Source organism: Bacillus sp. NTK071 (genome assembly GCF_017303315.1).
Classification (GTDB): domain Bacteria; phylum Bacillota; class Bacilli; order Bacillales; family Guptibacillaceae; genus Guptibacillus.
The window spans coordinates 735,811-757,203 of sequence record NZ_JAFKOI010000001.1 but is presented as its reverse complement, the minus strand read 5'-3'; the positions used below and the strand labels follow the sequence as shown (position 1 = coordinate 757,203).

The 21,393-nt window shown below is 39.2% G+C and carries 23 protein-coding genes and 1 other RNA gene; 21 read left to right on the top strand and 3 right to left on the bottom strand.

Annotated elements, in window-relative coordinates; all coding sequences use genetic code 11:
• The first annotated feature begins 4 nt into the window (after positions 1–4).
• From JI666_RS03810 to JI666_RS03780, 7 genes are all read left to right on the top strand, one after another.
• The gene (locus JI666_RS03810) at positions 5–1,909 is read left to right on the top strand and encodes a DUF294 nucleotidyltransferase-like domain-containing protein (RefSeq protein WP_206889101.1); all 1,905 of its coding nucleotides are present in this window, start codon (positions 5–7) and stop codon (positions 1,907–1,909) included.
• A gap of 2 nt (positions 1,910–1,911) precedes the next feature.
• Positions 1,912–2,634 carry a 3'-5' exonuclease gene (locus JI666_RS03805; RefSeq protein ID WP_206889099.1) on the top strand — a complete coding sequence of 241 codons (723 nt, stop codon included), beginning with the start codon at positions 1,912–1,914 and terminating at the stop codon, positions 2,632–2,634.
• A 421-nt stretch (positions 2,635–3,055) separates the two neighbouring features.
• Positions 3,056–3,550: a CotD family spore coat protein gene (locus JI666_RS03800; RefSeq protein WP_206889097.1), complete on the top strand. Its 495-nt coding sequence runs from the start codon at positions 3,056–3,058 to the stop codon at positions 3,548–3,550.
• A 58-nt stretch (positions 3,551–3,608) separates the two neighbouring features.
• Positions 3,609–4,184: an SLOG family protein gene (locus JI666_RS03795; RefSeq protein WP_206889095.1), complete on the top strand. Its 576-nt coding sequence runs from the start codon at positions 3,609–3,611 to the stop codon at positions 4,182–4,184.
• A 91-nt stretch (positions 4,185–4,275) separates the two neighbouring features.
• Positions 4,276–4,596 carry a cell division regulator GpsB gene (gene gpsB, locus JI666_RS03790; RefSeq protein WP_048309322.1) on the top strand — a complete coding sequence of 107 codons (321 nt, stop codon included), beginning with the start codon at positions 4,276–4,278 and terminating at the stop codon, positions 4,594–4,596.
• A gap of 151 nt (positions 4,597–4,747) precedes the next feature.
• Positions 4,748–5,145, top strand: an RNA gene (gene rnpB / locus JI666_RS03785) — RNase P RNA component class B.
• Positions 5,146–5,362: 217 nt separating this feature from the next.
• Entirely contained in the window at positions 5,363–6,505 is a 1,143-nt protein-coding gene (locus tag JI666_RS03780; RefSeq protein ID WP_206889305.1) for a THUMP domain-containing class I SAM-dependent RNA methyltransferase, read from the top strand.
• A gap of 77 nt (positions 6,506–6,582) precedes the next feature.
• On the opposite strand, the gene JI666_RS03775 is transcribed toward JI666_RS03780, so the two are convergent.
• Positions 6,583–6,822 carry a hypothetical protein gene (locus tag JI666_RS03775; RefSeq protein ID WP_206889091.1) on the bottom strand — a complete coding sequence of 80 codons (240 nt, stop codon included), beginning with the start codon at positions 6,820–6,822 and terminating at the stop codon, positions 6,583–6,585.
• A 114-nt stretch (positions 6,823–6,936) separates the two neighbouring features.
• Here JI666_RS03775 and JI666_RS03770 point away from each other — a divergent pair, with 114 nt between their 5' ends.
• Together JI666_RS03770 and JI666_RS03765 are read left to right on the top strand one after the other, a co-directional pair.
• On the top strand, positions 6,937–7,242 hold the full coding sequence (locus JI666_RS03770) for a DUF4359 domain-containing protein (RefSeq protein ID WP_206889088.1): 306 nt from the start codon (positions 6,937–6,939) through the stop codon (positions 7,240–7,242).
• Positions 7,243–7,294: 52 nt separating this feature from the next.
• Entirely contained in the window at positions 7,295–7,552 is a 258-nt protein-coding gene (locus JI666_RS03765; RefSeq protein WP_206889082.1) for a hypothetical protein, read from the top strand.
• A 92-nt stretch (positions 7,553–7,644) separates the two neighbouring features.
• Here the strand turns inward: JI666_RS03765 and yppF are convergent, their stop codons facing one another.
• Positions 7,645–7,851 carry a YppF family protein gene (yppF, locus tag JI666_RS03760; RefSeq protein WP_206889079.1) on the bottom strand — a complete coding sequence of 69 codons (207 nt, stop codon included), beginning with the start codon at positions 7,849–7,851 and terminating at the stop codon, positions 7,645–7,647.
• 164 nt (positions 7,852–8,015) lie between these two features.
• Here yppF and JI666_RS03755 point away from each other — a divergent pair, with 164 nt between their 5' ends.
• Entirely contained in the window at positions 8,016–9,539 is a 1,524-nt protein-coding gene (locus tag JI666_RS03755) for a carboxypeptidase M32 (RefSeq protein WP_286170554.1), read from the top strand.
• 35 nt (positions 9,540–9,574) lie between these two features.
• Here JI666_RS03755 and JI666_RS03750 read toward each other — a convergent pair whose 3' ends face one another.
• On the bottom strand, positions 9,575–10,021 hold the full coding sequence (locus JI666_RS03750) for a hypothetical protein (RefSeq protein WP_206889073.1): 447 nt from the start codon (positions 10,019–10,021) through the stop codon (positions 9,575–9,577).
• Positions 10,022–10,210: 189 nt separating this feature from the next.
• Here JI666_RS03750 and JI666_RS03745 point away from each other — a divergent pair, with 189 nt between their 5' ends.
• From JI666_RS03745 to JI666_RS03695, 11 genes are all read left to right on the top strand, one after another.
• Positions 10,211–11,749, top strand: a complete 1,539-nt coding sequence (locus JI666_RS03745) for an acyl-CoA carboxylase subunit beta (protein WP_206889070.1) — start codon at positions 10,211–10,213, stop codon at positions 11,747–11,749.
• 102 nt (positions 11,750–11,851) lie between these two features.
• Complete coding sequence (locus JI666_RS03740; RefSeq protein ID WP_206889067.1) at positions 11,852–13,060, top strand: acyl-CoA dehydrogenase; 1,209 nt, start codon at positions 11,852–11,854, stop codon at positions 13,058–13,060.
• Between the two features lie 17 nt (positions 13,061–13,077).
• The gene (locus JI666_RS03735) at positions 13,078–13,851 is read left to right on the top strand and encodes an SDR family oxidoreductase (RefSeq protein WP_206889064.1); all 774 of its coding nucleotides are present in this window, start codon (positions 13,078–13,080) and stop codon (positions 13,849–13,851) included.
• A 22-nt stretch (positions 13,852–13,873) separates the two neighbouring features.
• Positions 13,874–15,043 carry a thiolase family protein gene (locus JI666_RS03730; RefSeq protein WP_206889062.1) on the top strand — a complete coding sequence of 390 codons (1,170 nt, stop codon included), beginning with the start codon at positions 13,874–13,876 and terminating at the stop codon, positions 15,041–15,043.
• Positions 15,044–15,053: 10 nt separating this feature from the next.
• Entirely contained in the window at positions 15,054–15,806 is a 753-nt protein-coding gene (locus tag JI666_RS03725; RefSeq protein ID WP_206889058.1) for an SDR family NAD(P)-dependent oxidoreductase, read from the top strand.
• An 18-nt stretch (positions 15,807–15,824) separates the two neighbouring features.
• Entirely contained in the window at positions 15,825–17,441 is a 1,617-nt protein-coding gene (locus JI666_RS03720) for a long-chain-fatty-acid--CoA ligase (protein ID WP_206889056.1), read from the top strand.
• Between the two features lie 72 nt (positions 17,442–17,513).
• Entirely contained in the window at positions 17,514–18,083 is a 570-nt protein-coding gene (locus JI666_RS03715; protein WP_206889054.1) for a TetR/AcrR family transcriptional regulator, read from the top strand.
• A 77-nt stretch (positions 18,084–18,160) separates the two neighbouring features.
• Positions 18,161–19,045, top strand: coding sequence for a 3-hydroxyacyl-CoA dehydrogenase family protein (locus JI666_RS03710; RefSeq protein WP_206889052.1), 885 nt, complete (start codon positions 18,161–18,163; stop codon positions 19,043–19,045).
• Positions 19,045–19,821, top strand: coding sequence for an enoyl-CoA hydratase (locus JI666_RS03705; protein ID WP_206889051.1), 777 nt, complete (start codon positions 19,045–19,047; stop codon positions 19,819–19,821). The genes JI666_RS03710 and JI666_RS03705 overlap by 1 nt, the downstream gene beginning before the upstream one ends.
• 18 nt (positions 19,822–19,839) lie before the next feature.
• Positions 19,840–20,244 (top strand): acyl-CoA thioesterase, encoded by a 405-nt coding sequence (locus tag JI666_RS03700; RefSeq protein ID WP_206889050.1) that lies wholly within the window; start codon positions 19,840–19,842, stop codon positions 20,242–20,244.
• A gap of 77 nt (positions 20,245–20,321) precedes the next feature.
• On the top strand, positions 20,322–21,386 hold the full coding sequence (locus JI666_RS03695) for a phosphotransferase family protein (protein ID WP_206889049.1): 1,065 nt from the start codon (positions 20,322–20,324) through the stop codon (positions 21,384–21,386).
• Positions 21,387–21,393: the final 7 nt, after the last annotated feature.

The following is a 21,393-nucleotide window of genomic DNA, read 5'->3' as shown; positions in this document are numbered from 1 at the left end:
TGTCATGCAAGATTTCTATGATGTATTAAAGAAAAAGGAACCATTTCATTCGCTAAGTGATGCTGAAATTGAACAGTTAATGGTATCTGCTCATTTCTCCACCTACCAAAAGGGCGAATTCCTTTACCACGAAGATGAAGATACGAATACGTTATTCCTGCTTGTATCAGGCATAGCAAAGAATATTGTTCATAAAGCAAACGGTCAGCAGACGACAATGCGGTTTTATTATCCTGGTGATCTCGTCGGCTTAATGATTATGTTAACAGATGAATCAATGACATTTTCTGTACAAGCAAATGAAGACTGCCAGGTTATTCGCATTAAAAAAGAAGTTATGCTTAAAATCATGACCGAAAATCCTGCATTTTCACATAATGTACTAGATACAATAGGTGAACGAATGAGAAGTCTTTATGATGAGATTAAGCAAGAGCGGGACAGAGAAGCAGATGGAGAAAATATTGCACTTTATCGGACACGCGTAAGTTCCATTATGGATTCTATGGTAACAATTCCGCCGACGTATACAGTCCTTGAGGCGGCTGAGCTTTTTCGCACGAATAATTACGATGGAGTAATTGTAAGTGAAGATCGTGAAAGTGTACTAGGAACAGTTACGCCACTTGAGATCATTAGTGCACTAACAAGAGGTGAGTTCCAAGATCCAATCCACAAATGGATGTATCAAAAACCAAACCTAGTTGAAGAAGATGCATTCAGCTATGAAGCGCTTGCGTATTTGAAATATCATAAAGTCTCACTTTTACCAGTTGTAAAGCGTGATCGACTTGTTGGGATGGTTTCCGCAAAATCATTTCTTGGTATTCAGGAATCAGCATACTTGGATCTTTCTTATAGATTATCTAGAGCAAAAGAATTAAACGAAATTATGAATTTATCTCCACCTATTCACCAAGAGTTTCGATCATTTATACAGGAATTGCTAGATGCGAATACTCTTGGATACGAAATATGCGAAATGATGTCTAACTATAACGATGAAATGCATAGACGCGTGATTTTACTTGCAGAGAAACAAATGATGCAGGAAGGTTATGGGCGTGCTCCAGTAAACTTTTGCTTTATTGTAATGGGGAGTGAAGGTAGAAAAGAGCAGGCTTTTAGTACGGATCAAGATAATGGATTAATTATTGATGACTATGAACATCTTGAACATAAAGCGGAAATTGAAACTTATTTCAGCGTTTTTTCCGAAAAGATAAATACGATGCTAACAACATGTGGATTGCCTGAATGTGATGGGGGCATTATGGCGAAGAACCCTAAATGGCGGCGATCGTTATCCAATTGGCAAAAGGAAGTGAACCGATGGATCACTGAAACGGATGCTGAAGAAATACGCAATTTCACAATATTTATGGATTTCAGACCAGTCTATGGTGATTTTGATCTGTCACGAACTTTAAGAAGCCGAATAACTGAGCGCATAAGAAGAGCTCAAACACTTCAAATGTTGTTGATGAAAGATACTGTTCGTTTCCGCGTACCACTAAATCCTTTAGGGAAAATCCAACTGCGTGGAAAAGAAAAAACGCTTGACTTGAAAAAAGCCGCTATTATGCAAATTGTAAATGGTATTCGTATCTTTGCGATGAAATATGGAGTAGAAGAAGTTAATACAATTAAAAGACTGCATGAGTTGAAGAAAAAAGAAATATTCCATCACCGAGATGTTATAAATATCGAAACAGCTCTTCATTACCTTTACACTTTTCGAGTTAGGCAGAACCTTCATCAGTTGAATAATGGAATAGAAATATCGAATTTAGTTCGGCCGATTGAATGGGAAAAGGAAGAAAGAAGAAAAATGAGAGAAGCTTTACTTGTTGCTAAGCGAATGCAGCAGGTAAGTGAATTGAGCTTCCGCAGGAATCGGAGTATTTAGCAATGTCTTCGATAGGGTTTAAGCTACTACGCTATTATATATATGACAGAATTAGATGGAAAAAACGGATTAAAAGTGATCAATCCTTACCCGCTTACGCACAATTAACAGATTCATTACAGTCTTATCAAGAATCAAGTAGTCGCTATTTTACCGTATTTGATCTTGAGACAACAGGCTTTTATCCCGCACTTGGAGATGAAGTGATCTCAATTGGAGCTGTTAAAATAGATCTTGTTGAAGGATGTATTTTAGAGGAATCGTTTTATCGAATTGTAAGACCCATTCATAAAGTACCTCGATTCGTGAGGCAGTTAACCGGTCTCTCGATCGGGGAGATTAGGGCAGGATGGTCATTTATCGAAGCGTTAGATGATTTTTTAACTTTTAGTAGAGGAACAACCTTAATTGCCCATCCTGTTAAATTTGATGTTTATTTCCTGCAAACACTTTCTCAAAAGTGGGATTTACCTGATTACTTGCCACCTTACCTTGATTCTGAGGCACTGGCAAAAGAAATATTTCCGAAAAGTAATCCGCAACTCGATTCTTTAATTCGAAAATTAAACATTGAACGCCATGAGAGACATCATGCTTTAAATGACGCTCGGATGACGGCAGAGCTGTGCCTAAAGCTTTTTGACAAACTAGATTTAAAAGATAATTATGAACAGGAAATTAGAGAGCGAATAGCCCGAGATAACCTCGTTTTTGGTAGGAAATAAATTATTTATCCATAATTATTCCCCGGGTAAGCGCATAAAGAACAAACATTCGACGATTTCTGTGTGATAACTTGTTGATACGCCGTTTACAATTGTCGTCTCTTGTTGTAACTTTGAATAGTATATTGAAGTTTCTGTTAGTTCTAATCAAAAGTAATTAAGTTTTAATGTAATGGAGAGATGGAAATTGAAACAAATTATTATGGTCATGTTTTTTATGGTTATTGCATTAACAGTGGTTGTTATGAGTCAAATTAGTGAGTCAGCCCAAATCTTTAATGATTCTGAAGTAGTCTTGCAAAAATAGGCTTTCTTTTTCGTTAAGCATTTGTAAAATGAGGACGAATACACAGTACATGTACTATGCGTGCTACATAGGCTAGTAGGGAATTCACCAAATTAAGAAGGGGGAACCTACACTATGTTTCATCATCGTCATCGCATGGGACCTAATGCGAATATGCCAAATCAGGTAAGTCCAGCAATGCAGGGTCCAAATGCAAATATGCCTATGCAGGTTAGTCCAGCAATGAAAGGTGGCATGCCAGGGCAAGTTAGTCCTGCTATGCAAGGGCCAGGGCCAGGAGGTCCATGTCCAACAAGTCCAGTTGTTTATCCAACGAAGTGTTGTGTGAAGAATCATTATTACAAACACAATGTGGATCATATTCATCCTACTCATATTAAGAATGTCCATCATCACATGTATGAGCATAATCACAGTTATCCATTAACTGAATCGAATGAAGTATTAGCATCACACACAAACAATTACCCACCACCACGTCCAACAGGAGCTATGCCGGCTGGGTATGGACCAACAAATCCTTCCCAAGTAGCAGGCGCTATGCAAGGACAGTATGGCAGCGGAATGCCAGGTCCTGGTCAGGTTAGTCCAGCACAAAAACGAAGATAGTAAAGGTATAATGAAACGAACTGGATATCCAGTTCGTTTTTACATAGGAGGTGTCAGAATGGCGAACGTTTTGCTTATTACTGGATATAAAGCTCACGAACTCGGCATTTTTAACGATGACCATCCTGGCTTACCCATTATTAAGGCAGCACTCCGTATGAGAATGATACAGCTCATTGAGGAGAGGAACTTTGAATGGATTTTAATTAGTGGTCAAACTGGCGTTGAGCTTTGGGCAGGAGAAACAGCTCTTGATCTTCGAGAAGAATACCCTGATCTTAAGCTAGCGGTATTAACACCATTTCTTGAACAGGAGAGTAAATGGAAAGAGCCTACTCAGGAATATTATAATATGATTATGGCAGAAGCGGACTTCGTCGAGTCTATTACGAGTAGACCTTACGAAAATCCAGGGCAGTTAAAAGCTAAAAATGAATTTTTAGTCAAAAAAAGTGACGCAATGCTCGTTTTATACGATGAGGATACGCCAGGTTCGCCAGATTATTATTTGAAAGAAAGCAAAAACAGACAGAGAAATGATCCAGCTTACGAAGTTTTTACCATTACCCCTGTTGATCTTGATCTGCTAGAACAGGATTTGCGTGAAAGTAACCCTGATTTTTACAGCCAGTAGCATTATTTGAACAGATTCCAATTGACAAGATGAAGGTCTTTTGGAAGAATAAAATAAAAGAATATAACTGCATACATATAGAGGTGATAAAATGGCAGAGCAACAACCGACTCAATTAACAGCAAAAGACATTCTTGAAAAAGATTTTAAAAGTGGATTTCGTGGATATGATCAAGATGATGTAGATAAGTTTCTAGACGTTGTAATTAAGGACTATGAACGTTTTGAAAATGACATCGAACAACTTCGCCAGGAGAATACCCGGCTTAGAAGAGAAATGGATCGCATGTCAGAGCAACAAAAACGTCAGCAGACACGTTCCCAAACGCAACCTGGCAACACAAACTATGATATCTTAAAACGTCTATCCAATTTAGAGAAGCACGTTTTCGGAAGTAAGCTTTACGAATAAGCCGCCCATAATAGGGTGGTTTTTTTATCCATTTGATAAATTTCACTCACCGTAATATAATAATAAATGTACCATTTAACTGATTATACAAGAAACCTTGCATGAAAGTGATATATAAGATATAATTGCTTTTGCTGTCCTAATAATGATAACGTTCGGGTGATCGCTGTATATTGCATATAAGCAGTATATAGAGGAAAGTCCATGCTCGCACGATCTGAGATGATCGTAGTGTTCGTGCCTGATGAAACAATAAGTCAGGGTAGTCCATTTTTGGGCTAACGGCGGGGAAACGGCCTAAGTTCTTAACGGATATGGCCCGAATACTCTGAAAGTGCCACAGTGACGAAGTCTTAATGGAAACATTAAGAGTGGAACGAGGTAAACCCCACGAGCGAGAAACCCAAATTATGGTAGGGGAGCTTTCTCGAAGGAATTGAACGGAGAGAGAGCCAGGTGGCGAGGACGCACCTGGAGATAGATGATTACCACCTGAGTACGAGGGGAGACCCGTTCGTAGTACAATGGAACAGAACATGGCTTACAGAACGTTATCATCTTTGATGAAAAGCCCTTATGGGGCTTTTTTGTACTTTATGAATAGATAATGATGATAAACGGTTAAAGTATAAGAAAAAGCAAAGGCATATATTATACCAGCCAATTGACTAAGTTGCCTTAACAATTAGACATTAAATGTTGTAATATGAAAACAGAAATAAAAGAGTACATAATGCGAGATCAAACAACGATTGGAGTTGAGAAGATGGCAAAATACGAATTAATTGCAACGGCCACCATGGGGCTCGAATCATTGGTTGCTCGTGAGGTGAAAGATCTAGGTTTTGAAAATGTTCGTGTCGACAATGGGAAGGTAACATACGATAGTGATGAGCTCGGTATATGCCGGTCAAATTACTGGTTACGAACAGCAGATCGCGTGAAACTTAAAGTGGGAGAATTTAAAGTCACAACTTTTGATGAGCTTTTCGAAGCGACAAAAGCACTTCCGTGGGGAGATTTACTTCCTGTTAACGCAGAATTTCCGGTTAGTGGAAGATCAGTTAAATCGACTTTATATAGTGTTCCTGACTGTCAAGCTATCGTAAAAAAAGCGATTGTGGAAAGTATGAAAGAAAAATACAATGTATCATGGTTTGACGAAGATGGGCCCTTGTTTAAAATTGAAGTGGCAATCCATAAAGATACAGCGGTATTAACAATAGATACTAGTGGTACAGGTTTGCATAGAAGAGGATACCGTTATTTGCATAGTGCAGCTCCTCTTAAAGAAACAATGGCAGCTGCGATGATTATGCTAACAAATTGGAACGCTGATAAACCGTTTATAGATCCATTCTGTGGTTCAGGTACGCTTCCAATTGAAGCTGCTATGATTGGCCAGAACATTGCACCAGGATTCAATCGTGCGTTTGCTTCCGAAGATTGGGAATGGATTGGTCAGAAACGCTGGGAAGAAGCAATGATAGAAACAGAAGATCTTGCTAAATATGATCAGCCTCTTCATATTTTTGGAAGTGATCTTGATCCCAAAATGGTTGATTTATCAAAAAACAATGCACTAGAAGCTGGGTTTGCTGATTTAATTCAATTTAAACAGATGCAAGTGACCGATGTCAGTTCAAGGTTTGAGTATGGGACACTAATAGGAAACCCTCCATACGGGGAGCGTCTTGGTGAACGTGAAGAGGTAGAAGATATGTATCGTAAAATGGGGAAAGCGTTCCGTGAGCGCCTGGACACATGGTCTGTATACATTCTTACTTCTCATCCACGTTTCCAAGAGGTTTATGGCAAAAGAGCAACGAAAAACCGAAAGCTATATAATGGTGATATTAAAACTCATTATTACCAGTTTTTTGGTCCAAGACCGCCTAAGAACAACTAAATTAGAATTCGATCTATTTTCTATTTACGCTTATAAACAAAATCAGCATCCTGCTTAAAGTGCAGGATGCTGATTTTTTATACCTTTTCAACTACATATGCACGTTTATCTCGAAAATATTTCTCCCCATCATCTGAAGAATGTTCAAAAAAGCCTTCTACTTCATGGACAACTTTATATTCTCGTTCGGGTTCAGAAAACAGCTGAGATGCGTTACTTGAAAATAGTACAACGTCAGTAGTAGATACAAAACTATCTAATTCCTTTGCTGTATAGTGTTCACCCTGCTTCAAAGTATTAATAGGATGCTGTCTCATATGAATTCCTCCTTGTAAATAATGGGATCTAATTAACTGTACCCACCTTTAAAGAACATTTAAACTATGAAACTTGTATATAGTAACAATAGGCTTGTATAAAAGGAGGATTATATGAGAAATAAGTTTGTGATTACTGTCGGATTACTTGCAATCGCTCTTTTCTTTACCAATCCAGATCAAGAAGACTACAGTAGTTGGATAGGAAAACAGTTGAAGAAAGATCAAAATGCTCTTATTGAAATCGGAGTTGATTTAGCTGTTGTGCCATATTTTAAAGAGAATACAACTAGAGAAAATTGGTATTTATTCTCCGTCTACAAAACAGAAATTTGGGATGGTAAAGAAGTAGTGGCGATTGGAGTTTTCAGCCAATTTATCCTAGATAAAGAAGAGTTTGTAAGAATTGTAGACGAGTAAGGTAAAGTAAGGTATCCTGTCGTAGAATATGCATACGAAAGGAGGGCTTTACATGGAGTTTGTTGGGTTCATTATACCCATCGCGATTGTTATATATCTTGCAATTGACGCACCTAAACACGGCAAAAATCCATGGCTTTGGGGGATACTAGGATTTTTCTTTACTTTTCTACCACTTGGCATCTATTTAATTCAAACAGGACGCAAGGTTGCAGGTTGGATTTTTGTTGCGATATTTATTTTGACGATTATTCTAATATTCGTCTTGATTACTCTAGCTGTTGCATTTTTTAATTCCATTGGGATGTAACTGCAATTGGAAATAGAAGAAGACATGGGATTAGCCCATGTCTTCTTGTGTGCGTAATATTGTAAACTTATGGTAGGATAGAACAGGAGAGATTAAAAGGCTTTCAATTCTTCATGAGCAAAGTACTCAGGTTTCTTTGCACCCTGTGCATGAAGTTCTTTAAAGTAGATTTGATACTCATTTAAAGAGAGTGTACCTCGTAAGTAATTTACTTGTACAAAGTCGAGTAATTCGTCTGCGGTAGCTGGCTTTCTTCCTCTTACCTCATTGAATGCATTAATCAGATTCTGTACTGACATCTAATCCCTCCTTGAACGATTTAGCTTATCCAAAGGATAACATGAGTTTTTGAAAATCCATTGTTTTTGAATTTTTTAACTTCCGACAAATCTTTACATAATAAAACGAGAAGTGTCGAATGAAATTTACTAGTTTACAACCTACTTGAAAGGATGAAATGGTAATGGCAACTGATCTAATGCAAACAGAACAACACTTTCTTGAGTATGTTAAAAAAATGACGAGTTTTAATGAAGCGATTGGCTTAATGTACTGGGATCTCAGAACTGGTGCACCGAAAAAAGGGGCTGAGCAGCGTTCAGAAGTGATTGGTATGATGTCTTCAGAAGTATTTGAGATGTCGGTATCAAACGAGATGAAGACGTATCTTGATGAACTTACAAAAGAAGAAGTACAAAACAACTTGAGTGAACGCACTAGGAAAACAGTAGAAGAATGTGGAAAAGAGTATGACCGTAATATTAAAATCCCTGCAGAGGAATATTCTGAGTACGTTATTCTAAGTTCGAAGGCGGAAACGATTTGGGAAGAAGCCAAGGAACAGTCGAATTTCGAATTGTTCCGTCCCTATCTTGAAAAGCTCGTAGCATTTAATCAAAAATTTGTAGAATATTGGGGTTACGAGGAGAACAAGTACGATACGCTTCTTGACCTATATGAGCCAGGTGTCACGGTTAAGGTAATAGACCGAGTATTTAATCAATTGCGAGAGCATATTGTGCCACTAGTTCAACAGGTTGTAAATGCGAGTGACAAGCCTAAAACAGATTTCTTATATAGTCATTTCCCACAGGAAAAGCAGAAAGCATTCAGCCTGGATATTCTTGAGGGAATGGGCTATGATTTCAATGCTGGTCGTCTTGATACAACAGTCCACCCTTTCGCAACAGGATTAAATCCTGGTGATGTCCGTGTTACCACTAAGTATGATGAAAGTGATTTCCGAACAGCTGTATTTGGCACCATACACGAAGGTGGTCATGCTTTATATGAGCAGAATATTTCACCTGAATTAATTGGTACGCCACTTTGTTCTGGAACATCCATGGGGATACATGAATCACAATCCCTCTTCTGGGAGAACTTTGTTGGTCGTAATAAGTCCTTCTGGCAGAAAAATTTCGATACGTTAAAGAGTTATTCAACAGGACAGTTTGATGACGTATCGCTTGAAGATTACTATCGTGCAATAAATGTGGCGGGTCCATCCTTAATTCGTATTGAAGCAGATGAGATGACGTACGCTCTTCATATTATGGTTCGGTACGAAATAGAAAAAGGCCTTATTAATGGCGATATAGAAGTAAAGGACCTTCCAAAGATATGGAATGAGAAAATGGAAGAATACCTTGGAATTACTCCTGATAACGATGCTGTCGGTGTCCTTCAGGATGTGCATTGGTCAGGTGGCTCGTTCGGATACTTCCCTTCTTATGCACTTGGTTACATTTACGCTGCACAGATTAAGAACGCTATGCTAGAAGATCTTCCTAATTTTGATGAACTTCTTGAAGAAGGAAATATGCTACCAATTAAAGAATGGCTGACAGAAAACATTCATCAGTACGGCAAGCTTAAACAGCCAATTGAAATTATTAAGGACATTACTGGCGAAGGACTTAACGCAAAATATCTTATAGAGTATTTAGAAGAGAAATACTCACAAGTTTATCGTTTACAATCTTAAAGGAAAAGATCTTGCCCACGTGGGCAAGATCTTTTTTAATCTGTAGATAATGCGCTATATTCGTGTTCGTGGACTCCGATAAATCCGTTCAAAATAATGGCAGCAAAAAGAGGGGCACGCTCTCTTAAATCGTCTACAGAATAAAGACCTGAGAAATATTGTACGACAAGCCCATCGATCATTGCAACGAAAGCACTTACTCCTTCACGGTAATGGAGAGGCCAGTATTTTTTATCCGGATCTAATGCTACAAAACGGTCCCTAAGGTAAAGAAGCATTTCATCAAAAGCTCTTTTGAATTCTTCAGGTTCTTTATTTTGAGCCTGCTTACTCATTTCTTCGGTTAATTTAGGAAGGTTTACATCGTTGTATTCCATTGATCCATAAATAAAGTTCTCTACAAATTCTGGAACGCTTTCTCCTTCACATTCATCCGTGAATTTTTCATACTCCTGAGTTAAGAAATATAAATTTTGGTTCATTAAATATCCATCCTTTCAAATTCATAAAGAGAGAATTCCCATTTTTATTAAATTAAAACTAGAAATTAGCATTGAATAGTCTAAACACAAACCTGTATGATAGAAATTAAACATACTGTACGGTTAGTATGTTAAATTCAAAGTAACCAAAGAAGTTTTTGAAGAAAACTAGTTTGGAGGCATGCTGTTATGAAAGGTTATGTAGAAGAGTTACAGGAACGAAGAAACAGAGCGGAACTGATGGGTGGGCAAAGCAAAATTGATGCTCTACATGATAAAGGGAAAAAGACGGCGAGAGAAAGAATTAAACTCCTGGTTGATAAAGATTCATTTCTTGAGTTCGGAAAGTTAAATGTATCTGAAATTCCTGGTTTAGAAAGGAAGAGCTCTGGTGACGGGATCATTTGTGGAACTGCACGCGTTGATGGACGGCCAGTCGTTGTTCAAGCGGGCGATAAAACAGTGTTCGCAGGAACTGAGGGAGCTGTACATATTCGCAAAACGAAAGCAGCTCATTCATATGCATTAAAACGTGGTTTACCAATTGTGAATTTGAGTGAAGGGGGAGGTCTTCGGATGCCAGATGGAATGGGATCTGACGGTATAAGTGATAAGCTTTTTCCACAAGAAATGCTAACGCACAATCGTGAGGTACCCATGGTTTCTGCGATTTTAGGAGATAGCTTTGGTGGGCCTACCTGGCTTGCTGTGTCGTCAGATTTTGTAACGCAATTGGACGGAACGTGTATGGCGGTAGCCGGTCCCCGGATGCTTGAAGTTGCTACTGGTGAGAAAGTTAATGAAGAAGAATTGGGAGGTGTGAAAGTTCATGAAAAGTATACAGGGCAAATTGATCAAACCGCCACAACAGAAGAAAAATGCATTGATCAACTAAAGAAGTTCCTGAGCTACCTTCCATCACATGGAGAAGAGGAACCTCCTTTAAAAGCTACACATGACTCTATAGAGAGAAGAGTGGATGAGGTTCTATCAATCGTACCTGAGAAGAGAAACCGTGCCTATAACATGAAAAAGGTAATTAAGGAGCTAGTTGATGAAGGGGACTTTTTAGAAGTGAAACCGTTATATGGTCCTGCTCTTCTCACTTTGCTTTCTAGGATAAACGGCAGGTCTGTAGGGATTATAGCGAGCCAACCGTTGAATTACGCAGGTGCAGCTGGCGTAGAGGAGTGTGAAAAAGCGACAGATTTTATTTGTCTCTGTGATTCCTATCATATCCCCTTAATTTTTCTACATGATATACCAGGATTTCGAGTAAGTTCTGATGCAGAAAAGAGGAAAATACCTACCAAAATCATGATGTGGAACCAGGCACTAGCTCAGTCAACAGTTCCTAAAGTTTCTGTTATCATACGTAAAAGCGTAGGAGCTGCATATGGAAACATGTGTGGTCCAACGATGGGAGCGGATTTTGTTGTCGCCTGGCCTTCTGCAGAAATTAATTTTACTGGACCTGAAGTTGGAATTAATGTCGTTTATGGCAGAGAGTTAATGGAAGCTGAAAATCCTAAGCTCGAAAGGGAAAAGCTTTTAGAAAAGTGGAGTTTTGATAGTTCCCCATATAAAGCAGCGGCAAAACATTTGATTGATGATGTTATTGATCCTGGTGAAACTCGAATTTTTCTTGCACAAACATTAGAGCTTGCTTGTTATAAAAACGGATCAAAAAGCGAAAGGAAATTAGCTAATTGGCCGACTGGATTTTAATTTTCAATAAATGTATTGAATATTCCGAAAGATATATTTATACTAAATGTGAGAACATACCAACCGGTTAGTTAGATAACGGGTACAAGGAGACGAATAAGAATGAATTTTGATTATTCCGAGCGTTGCCATTCTTACTTGGAAAAAGTAAAGGCATTTATGGATGACCATGTATACCCGAATGAAAAATTGTATGAAGAGCAACTTTCCGATCAAGAAAGTCGATGGTCAGATGTTCCCCCTATAATGGAAGAATTGAAGCAGAAGGCAAAAGATGCTGGTTTATGGAATCTATTTCTACCTGAAAGTGAGTATGGTGCAGGCCTTACGAATACTGAATACGCTCCATTATGTGAAGTGATGGGCCGTTCAATGATTGGACCTGAAGTATTCAATTGTGCTGCACCAGACACAGGGAATATGGAAGTACTTGTTCGTTACGGTACAGAAGAACAGAAAAAGCAGTGGCTCGAACCTTTACTGGCTGGTGAAATTCGCTCGTGTTTCTCGATGACAGAACCTGATGTTGCTTCTTCAGATGCGACGAATATTCAGGCTCGAATTGAACGAGATGGTGATGAATACGTCATTAATGGGACAAAATGGTGGTCATCTGGTGCTGGAGATCCAAGGTGCAAAATCGCTATTGTGATGGGGAAAAACGATCCGACTGCAGCGAAACATGAGCAACAATCTATGATCTTAGTTCCACTTGATTCAAAGGGTGTAACAATTAAACGAGTTCTTCCTGTATTTGGCTATGATCATGCGCCACATGGCCATGCAGAAATTGAATACAAAGACGTGCGAGTACCTGCCTCTAATATGCTTTGGGAAGAAGGAAAAGGATTTGCAATCGCGCAAGGAAGACTTGGGCCAGGACGAATTCATCACTGTATGCGTTTGATTGGAACAGCTGAACGTGCACTTGAGGATTTGTGTAAGCGTGTACAAAGTCGAGAAGCGTTTGGTAAGAAGATATCTGATCAGGGTGTTGTGAGGGAATGGATTGCTGACTCTAGAATCGAAATCGAGCAAGCAAGACTCTTAACACTTAAGGCGGCACATATGATGGATACGGTTGGAAACAAAGAGGCAAAAGCAGAAATCGCAATGATTAAAGTAGTAGCGCCTAATATGGCACTAAGTGTCATTGATCGTGCTATTCAAGCGTTTGGTGGAGCGGGAGTAAGTGATGATTATACGCTTGCAGCACACTGGGCAAATGCTAGAACATTAAGGCTCGCAGATGGACCGGATGAAGTTCATCGTAATGCAATCGCGAGACAAGAACTGAAAAAGTATATCTAGCCAAGGGGGAATACAATATGAACGTTATGGAATTGTTTAATTTATCAGGTAAAACAGCAATTGTGACTGGTGGTGGAAGGGGTCTCGGTAAGCAAATTGCCGAAGGGTTCGCTGAAGCTGGGGCAAATGTTGTTGTTTGTTCAAGAAAATTGGAAGCGTGTGAGGCTGTTCGTGACGAGTTAGAAAGCAAGGGAGTTAGATCACTTGCGTTTGAGTGTGATGTGACAAATCAAGAACACGTTCAACATGTGGTTGACGAAACAATGAAAGAGTTTGGACAGATTGATATTCTTGTAAATAACAGTGGTGCCTCGTGGGGAGCACCTGTTGTTGAAATGCCCCTACAGGCATGGCATAAAGTAATGGAAGTAAACGTAACAGGTACATTCCTTTTTGCACAGGCAGCTGGGAAAGAAATGATTAAGCAGAACAGCGGTAAAATCATTAATATAGCTTCGGTGGCAGGACTTGGTGGGGCTGATCCACGTTACATGGATGCTATTGGCTATAACACGAGTAAAGGTGCTGTCATTACGTTTACAAAGGATCTTGCAGTGAAGTGGGGAGGATATAACATTAACGTAAATGCGATTGCACCAGGTTTCTTCCCAACGAAAATGTCGAAAGGATTAATCGATGCGGGTGGAGAGAAAATGCTAGAAACGACTCCTCTAAATCGATTTGGTTCGGATGATGATTTAAAAGGAGCTGCTCTATTCCTAGCATCAAATGCTTCCAATTATGTAACGGGAGATATTCTAATCGTTGATGGTGGTCAGCACGCAATGTAAAAAGTAGGGGAGGACATTTGGAATGAATCGTGACTCAGTAATTGTATCTGCAGTACGTACGCCTATTGGTAGACAAGGAGGAGCATTCGCAAGTATTCCAGCACATGTACTTGGAGCAATAGCCCTCAAGGAAGCTGTAGCCCGTATTAAATTAGAAGTTGAAAGCATTGATGATGTTATTTTTGGTAATGTAATAGGCGGTGGTGGAAATATTGCAAGGTTAACAGCACTTGAGGCGGGTCTTCCACTAACAATACCAGGATTAACGATTGATCGACAGTGCGGGTCAGGATTGAATGCTATTAATCTAGCTGCACAGGCTATAAAAGCAGGTGATGGTGATGTTTATGTGGTAGGCGGAGCTGAAAGTATGAGTCAGGCACCTTACTTAATGGAAAAGCCGTCTAAACCTTATAGTACAATGCCACCACGATTTATGAAATCAAGGCTTTCACCAGATGAAATTGGGGATCCTCCAATGGGTATTACTGCTGAAAACTTAGCTGCGAAATATGAGATTACTCGACAAGAGCAAGATGAATTTGCACAACGCAGTCAAGAACGTATGGGGAAAGCGATGGCGGAGGGATATTTTGACTCTCAGATTGCGTCTGTTCGTGTACCTGTTCGTAAAGGAAATCCTATTGTTGTTTCTAATGACGAACATCCTAGACCTGAAACAACGCTCGAAAAGTTAGCAGCGCTACCTCCTGCATTCAAAAAAGGTGGAACCGTTACAGCGGGCTCTAGTTCAGGTTTAAATGATGCTGCTTCTGCAGTCATTGTCATGTCTCGCGAAAAAGCAGAAGAACTTGGTTTAAAACCACTTGCAGTAATAAAAGCTTATGCTGTTAGTGGTGTTGATCCTAATATTATGGGAATCGGGCCAGTACCCGCAACGCAAAAAGTTATGGAGCAAGCGGGATTATCACTAGAAGATATGGATTTGATTGAGTTGAATGAAGCTTTTGCTGCACAGGTGCTTGCCTGCGATCGTGAATTAAAAATGGATTCTGATAAATTAAATGTGAATGGTGGAGCCATTTCTCACGGTCATCCATTAGGAGCAACAGGAGCCATTCTTGCAACAAAAGCCATTTATGAGCTTGATCGAAGAGAAGGAAAATATGCGCTTGTTACAGCTTGTATTGGTGGGGGACAGGGGATCGCTACGATTTTAGAGCGAATTTAAGGAGGATCTGATGAGACTTCAAGATAAAGTAGCCATTGTAACCGGCGGTGGAGGAGGTATCGGTCGAGCAACTGCACTTCGTTTTGCAAGTGAAGGAGCTAAGGTGGTTGTCTCCGATATCCATTCTGAGTCAGGTGAGGAATCTGTCGATCAAATTATAAAAATGGGAGGAGATGCCATTTTTGTAAGAACTGACACGTCAATTGAAGGAGATATGAAAGCGCTTGTAGAAGAATGTGAAAAGCAGTACGGTGGTCTCGACATCTTTTTCAATAATGCCGGAGTGAGTAATGAAGAAGTAAAGTTAGTGGACATATCGGTTGATGAGTGGGATCGTGTTGTTTCAATTAACTTAAAAGGCGTTTTTATGGGTATGAAGTATGCTATCCCGGCAATGGAAAAGAGAAATGGCGGCGCTATCGTTAATACATCAAGTCTACTTGGGTTCAAAGGAAAGAAATATATGGCCCCCTATAACGCTTCAAAAGGTGGTGTCATAACGCTTACGAAAAATGCTGCCCTTGAGTATGGGGCGAAAAACATTCGTGTTAACGCAGTTTGTCCTGGGGTTATTGACACGAATATTGTTACGCCATGGAAAGAGGACGATCGCAAATGGCCCATTATCTCCAAAGCTAATGCACTTAAAAGAGTTGGACAACCAGAAGAAATAGCTAATGCTGTACTGTTCCTAGTCTCAGATGAAGCATCCTATGTAACAGGAACTAGCCTTCTTGTAGATGGCGGAGGTTTAACGTTTTAATTATCCGGAGGTGGAAGCATGAACGCAAAGAATAGTTGGTTCAAACATTACCCTGAATCGATAGCCAGTACTATTGAAATTCCTAACGTTTCACTCCCAGACATGTTAAATCAAACAGTTGAAGATTATCCCGACAATGTGGCTCTATCGTTTTACCATAAAAAAATAACCTATCGAGAGTTAGGACATCTTTCTACAGCATTCGGCTCTGCACTACAAAACACCTTTCAAATGAAGACAAAAGACCGAGTAGCGCTTATGCTTCCCAATTGTCCACAGTTTTCAATTAGTTATTATGGTGTATTAAAAGCGGGTGGTATTATTACTCAAATTAACCCGATGCTTGTAGAACGTGAATTACAATACATATTGGCTGACTCTGGAGCAGAAACCATAGTCATATATGATGCGCTTTATCCTAGATTGAAAGCGATACAAGATGAAACAAATGTAAAGAATGTCATTGTTGTATCTCTTCAACCTGATGCGGGTCCTGTTGATCCGGATTATACCTTCGAACAATTTATTCAGAGTACTACAGAAATTCTTCAACCCGTTTCAATCGATCCTAAAGAAGATATTGCGGTTCTACAATATACTGGTGGAACAACTGGAAGAAGCAAAGGTGCTATGCTTACTCATCGTAATCTAGTCGCAAATGTGGAGCAGTGTCTAGAATTCTTTAAAGATGAGTTTACTTTCGGTAAAGAAAAATGTTTAACTGTTATTCCACTATTCCATGTATTTGGGATGACGTCCTGTATGAATTTATCAATTCGAATCGGCGCTGAAAGTGTCATACTACCAAAATTCGATGTAAATGAGGTTTTAGAAACGATTGAAAGAGAACAGCCAACATTGTTCCCTGGTGTGCCAACAATGTATGTTGCACTTACGAACCATCCGAATGCTGAGAATTTTAATCTTGATAGTATTCGAACCTGTAATAGCGGAAGTGCACCAATGCCAGTAGGATTAATGAAAGAATTTGAGAGAAAAACAGGCGCTAAGATCTTAGAAGGATATGGCTTAAGCGAAGCTGCTCCAACTACACATGTTAATCCACCATTCGGAGAACGTAAGCCTGGAAGTGTTGGTATAGGATTTCCTTCCACAGAATACAAGATTGTAGATCTTGGAGAAGGAAAAACGGAAGTTCCATTTGGTGAATCAGGAGAGATTGTAATTAAAGGTCCTCAGGTAATGAAAGGTTACTGGAACATGCCAGAGGAGACAGCAAATACGCTTCGAGACGGATGGCTATTTACTGGAGATATTGCAAAAATGGATGAGGATGGCTATGTCTATATCATTGATCGGAAAAAGGATCTAATTATAGCAAGTGGATATAACATCTATCCTCGGGATATAGAAGAAGTTCTATATGAGCATAAGAGTATTATGGAAGCTGTTGTTGTTGGTGTGCCAGACCCATACCGCGGTGAAACAGTAAAAGCCGTCATCGTGAAAAAACCTGGTGCTACACTTTCAGAAGAAGAAGTGATCTCTTACTGCAAAGATCAAATGGCGCCATATAAAGTACCTAAATTGGTAGAGTTTCGTCATGAACTTCCCAAAACTAGTGTCGGTAAAATTTTAAGAAGATCAATTAGAGAAGAAGCCCGACAAGTATAGGTGTGCATAGGAGTAACCTCCATGTGATATAATCTAAATCAATGATCATTGATAGATTGAGAGGGTACTGCCATGAAACACAAACTAACGGTGAAAAGTATTGAATTATTTGAGAAAAAAGGATTTAGTGAAACGTCGATCCAAGATATCGTAGATGCTATAGGTGTAACGAAGGGAACATTTTACTACTATTTTAAGAGTAAAGAAGAATTATTAATGGATATTCATTCTTCTTATATCGACGGTATGATCAGGCAGCAAAAAGAAATTCTAGAGGATACGTCGAAAGATTGTAGAACAAAGCTATACGACATGGTGTACATGCTTATTCATAATGTTGAGCTTGAGGGGAATAGCGCAAGGGTTTTCTTTCGTGAAATGAAGAATTTGAAAGAAGAGAACTTATCTAAAATTTTGCCGAAACGAGACCAAATTCGCTATTACTTTCAGGACCTATTAAAACAGGGCGTTGAGAACGGAGAATTTCGAACCAACCTTAACATTGGAATTGTCACTTTTGCAATTCTTGGCATTACGAATTGGACCTATCAGTGGTATAAACCAGACGGACCTGTTTCAGACAAAGAGGTAGCAAGTATTTTCGTAGATATGGTTTTAAGTGGGATTGAGGAAAGCAAGTAAGCTTTCCTTCCCACCTAATTGTAAGCGCTTGCGAATTTAACATCCTAACCGGTTAGTAACCTTAAGGAGGAAATGAGATGAGTAATAAAGAGATTAAGAACATTTCAGTACTAGGGGCAGGATCAATGGGCCATCAAATCGGCATGCTCTGTGCATTAGGAGGATATGAAACGACTATACAAGATATCAATGAAGTGGCATTGAAAAATGCTGGAGAGAAACTAGAAGGCATTATGACAAAGTGGGTAAAGAAAGATAAAATCACTGAAGAAATGAAAGAAGATGCTTTTAATAGATTACATTTTACGACAAGTCTTGAAGAAGCAGCTGTTAAAGCTGATTTTATTATTGAAGCGATTGTAGAGAAACTCGATGTTAAACGTGAAGTATTCCAGAAGCTTGATGAATTAGCCGCTCCTGATGTTATTTTTGCTTCTAATAGCTCTACAATTGTTAACTCTTTAATTGCTTCAGTAACAAATCGCAAAGACAAAGTAGTAAATATGCACTTCTTCTTCCCACCGCTAGTAATGGATTGTGTAGAAGTTGTTATGAGTGACGCAACATCAGAAGAGACAGCAAAAATGACCATGGATGTTTGTGAACGGATTAATCGGACCGGTGTTCTTCTGAAAAAAGAAATTTCCGGATTTGTTGCGAATCGTATTCTAGGAGCGCTGCAAAAAGAAGCGATGTACCTATATGAAGAAGGAATTGCAGACTTTAAAGATATTGATCTGATTTGTAGAAAAGCTCTCAATCACCCTATAGGTCCATTCGAATTAATGGATTTGTCAGGAATTGATGTTGGCTATTATGTGATGCAGCAAAGATACAATGAAACCGGCAATCCTGAAGATAAACCTTCTAAGGCAATTGAGGATAAGGTGAAAGCAGGAACGCTAGGTCGTAAAACTGGTAAAGGCTGGTATACCTATACAAAAGAAGGAGTGAAGAACTAATGAAAAAAGTAACTTACGAAATTCATGAGAAGACTGCAATTGTAACGATCAACAATCCACCTCTTAACGTGTTAAGTAAACAGGTAACAACAGAATTGTACGATGTATTCACTGAACTAGAAACAAATGAAGAAGCAGTTGCCGTTATTTTAACAGGATATGGAAATGAAGCGTTCATGGCAGGCGCTGATATTAAGGAATTTCCTGAATGGATTGGTCAGACTGGTTTTAAGGACATTGTCCTGGAAACTCACCGTGTCATGAATTACATCGATCATTTTTCTAAACCAACGATTGCCGTGTTAAATGGTTTAACGTTCGGTGGTGGATGTGAGCTAGCTATGACCTGTGATATACGAATAGCAGAAGAGCATGCGCAACTCGGTCTTCCTGAAATTAAGCTTGGACTTTTCCCGGGTGGCGGCGGAACACAGCGTCTTCCAAGGCTTATTGGCGAAGCAAGAGCAAAGGAATTGATGTTTACTGGAGAACCTATTACAGCAGAAGAGGCAGATCGTTACGGTCTCGTTAATCATGTTGTACCAACAGGTCAAGGAATGACGTATGCTCAAGGTATGGCAGCTAAAGTGACTGGTCAATCTTTGCAGGCGTTATCCCGCATTAAACATGCAGTTAATAAAGGAGCACACCTTCCGATTGAAGAGGCTGTTGAACTTGAAGCAGAATTGTTTGAAGAAGTTTTTCAAACGGAAGATATTAAAGAAGGCGTCCAAGCGTTCATCGAGAAAAGAAAGCCTGCATTTACACATAGGTAGTAGAAAAGAGGGAGTCATATGAGTGAAAATATCGATGTTCGAGTAAGATTCTGTGAAACAGATGCGCTTGGGCATGTAAATAATACAAGTTATTTCATTTATTTAGAAGAAGCTCGCGTGCAATTTTTTGAATATCTTGGTAAACAATCTGGTACGGACGATTGGCCGTTTATTCTTGTTTCTACGAAATGTGATTTTATAAAGCAAGTGTACTTTAAACAGGCACTTCGTATTGAAACATCAGTTAAAAGAATTGGTTCGAAAAGCTTTACGCTGCTTCACTTGATTAAAGACACTAGTACGAATGATATTGTAGCTGAAGGTGAAGCAACCGTTGTGTACTTCGACTTCAACAAACAAACGAGTGAAATTATTCCAGATGAGTTACGAAAAAGGCTCGAGGAATCTTATCAGTTGCTTTAAGAATGCAATAACTTTGCTCAAGAATCAATATTTCCACGTTTAGAAGTCCGAATATTTTGTAATCAGGAGAGTGGCGTATGTCCTATTCACACGATACGATTCCTGTCCGGGATGGAGAAGAGCTTGATCAACAAAAGCTTGAAACTTTTATTAGAGAAAACATCAATCAATTAAGTGATGACCCACTCACTATTCAACAATTTGAAACTGGTCGCTCTAATTTAACATACCAGCTTTCAATTGGTGACTGGGAAGCGGTACTGAGAAGGCCTCCTCTTGGACCACTTGCACCAAAAGCGCATGATATGGAGCGAGAGTTTACCATTTTGAAAGAATTACATCCTATTTTTTCCCTTGCTCCTAAGCCATATTTTTATAATGAAACTCTGCTAGGTTCGCCATTTTTTCTAATGGAAAGAAGAAGAGGTGTCGTACTTGATACTTCTTTCCCGGATGGTTTTCAGCCAACGGAAGCGATCTGTAGAAACATCTCTGAAACAATGGTAGATACTCTTGTAGAGCTCCATAGTCTTAACTATGAAGCTACTAAATTGAGTGAAATAAGTCATCCAGATGGGTTTATGGAGCGTCAGGTGCATGGGTGGATCAAACGTTATCACCGATCAAAAACAGATGAAATCCCAGGTGTTGATGAGCTAACGAATTGGATGGCTTCAAATATACCTAAATCGCAAAGCCCAACTGTTATTCATTATGATTACAAATTAAACAACGCTATGTTTGCACACGATGATTACAGCAAAATAGTAGGTTTGTTTGATTGGGAAATGACGACAGTAGGAGACCCACTCGCAGACCTTGGTGCTGCAATGGGATATTGGTTGCAAAATGATGATCCAGAAATCCTTAAAAGTGGAACCGGAAAGCCACCTATTACAGTGATGGACGGTTTTATGACAAGGAATGAATTTATCGAATCTTATGCTAAGAAATCCGGTCGAGATGTTTCACAAATGAATTTCTATTTAACTTTTGCTTATTTCAAGCTCGCCGTTATCTGTCAGCAGATCTACTATCGATGGAAAATGGGTCAAACAACCGACGAACGTTTTCGTGATCTGAATCAATTTGTTGCTAGCTTAATTGGTCATGCTCGGAACAATTCAAAAGTAAAGCGTTAGGAGTTCA

What these genes read in the sequence shown, in the direction of transcription:
- JI666_RS03755 (WP_286170554.1), top strand. Translation starts at nt 8,016, where the DNA reads ATGGCAACTGATCTAATGCAAACAGAACAACACTTTCTTGAGTATGTT.
- JI666_RS03730 (WP_206889062.1), top strand. Translation starts at nt 13,874, where the DNA reads ATGAATCGTGACTCAGTAATTGTATCTGCAGTACGTACGCCTATTGGT.
- JI666_RS03695 (WP_206889049.1), top strand. Translation starts at nt 20,322, where the DNA reads ATGTCCTATTCACACGATACGATTCCTGTCCGGGATGGAGAAGAGCTT.
- JI666_RS03800 (WP_206889097.1), top strand. Translation starts at nt 3,056, where the DNA reads ATGTTTCATCATCGTCATCGCATGGGACCTAATGCGAATATGCCAAAT.
- JI666_RS03710 (WP_206889052.1), top strand. Translation starts at nt 18,161, where the DNA reads ATGAGTAATAAAGAGATTAAGAACATTTCAGTACTAGGGGCAGGATCA.
- JI666_RS03745 (WP_206889070.1), top strand. Translation starts at nt 10,211, where the DNA reads ATGAAAGGTTATGTAGAAGAGTTACAGGAACGAAGAAACAGAGCGGAA.
- JI666_RS03720 (WP_206889056.1), top strand. Translation starts at nt 15,825, where the DNA reads ATGAACGCAAAGAATAGTTGGTTCAAACATTACCCTGAATCGATAGCC.
- JI666_RS03780 (WP_206889305.1), top strand. Translation starts at nt 5,363, where the DNA reads ATGGCAAAATACGAATTAATTGCAACGGCCACCATGGGGCTCGAATCA.
- JI666_RS03805 (WP_206889099.1), top strand. Translation starts at nt 1,912, where the DNA reads ATGTCTTCGATAGGGTTTAAGCTACTACGCTATTATATATATGACAGA.
- JI666_RS03715 (WP_206889054.1), top strand. Translation starts at nt 17,514, where the DNA reads ATGAAACACAAACTAACGGTGAAAAGTATTGAATTATTTGAGAAAAAA.
- JI666_RS03740 (WP_206889067.1), top strand. Translation starts at nt 11,852, where the DNA reads ATGAATTTTGATTATTCCGAGCGTTGCCATTCTTACTTGGAAAAAGTA.
- JI666_RS03735 (WP_206889064.1), top strand. Translation starts at nt 13,078, where the DNA reads ATGAACGTTATGGAATTGTTTAATTTATCAGGTAAAACAGCAATTGTG.
- JI666_RS03810 (WP_206889101.1), top strand. Translation starts at nt 5, where the DNA reads ATGCAAGATTTCTATGATGTATTAAAGAAAAAGGAACCATTTCATTCG.
- JI666_RS03795 (WP_206889095.1), top strand. Translation starts at nt 3,609, where the DNA reads ATGGCGAACGTTTTGCTTATTACTGGATATAAAGCTCACGAACTCGGC.
- gpsB (WP_048309322.1), top strand. Translation starts at nt 4,276, where the DNA reads ATGGCAGAGCAACAACCGACTCAATTAACAGCAAAAGACATTCTTGAA.
- yppF (WP_206889079.1), bottom strand. Translation starts at nt 7,851, where the DNA reads ATGTCAGTACAGAATCTGATTAATGCATTCAATGAGGTAAGAGGAAGA.
- JI666_RS03770 (WP_206889088.1), top strand. Translation starts at nt 6,937, where the DNA reads ATGAGAAATAAGTTTGTGATTACTGTCGGATTACTTGCAATCGCTCTT.
- JI666_RS03705 (WP_206889051.1), top strand. Translation starts at nt 19,045, where the DNA reads ATGAAAAAAGTAACTTACGAAATTCATGAGAAGACTGCAATTGTAACG.
- JI666_RS03750 (WP_206889073.1), bottom strand. Translation starts at nt 10,021, where the DNA reads ATGAACCAAAATTTATATTTCTTAACTCAGGAGTATGAAAAATTCACG.
- JI666_RS03775 (WP_206889091.1), bottom strand. Translation starts at nt 6,822, where the DNA reads ATGAGACAGCATCCTATTAATACTTTGAAGCAGGGTGAACACTATACA.
- JI666_RS03725 (WP_206889058.1), top strand. Translation starts at nt 15,054, where the DNA reads ATGAGACTTCAAGATAAAGTAGCCATTGTAACCGGCGGTGGAGGAGGT.
- JI666_RS03700 (WP_206889050.1), top strand. Translation starts at nt 19,840, where the DNA reads ATGAGTGAAAATATCGATGTTCGAGTAAGATTCTGTGAAACAGATGCG.
- JI666_RS03765 (WP_206889082.1), top strand. Translation starts at nt 7,295, where the DNA reads ATGGAGTTTGTTGGGTTCATTATACCCATCGCGATTGTTATATATCTT.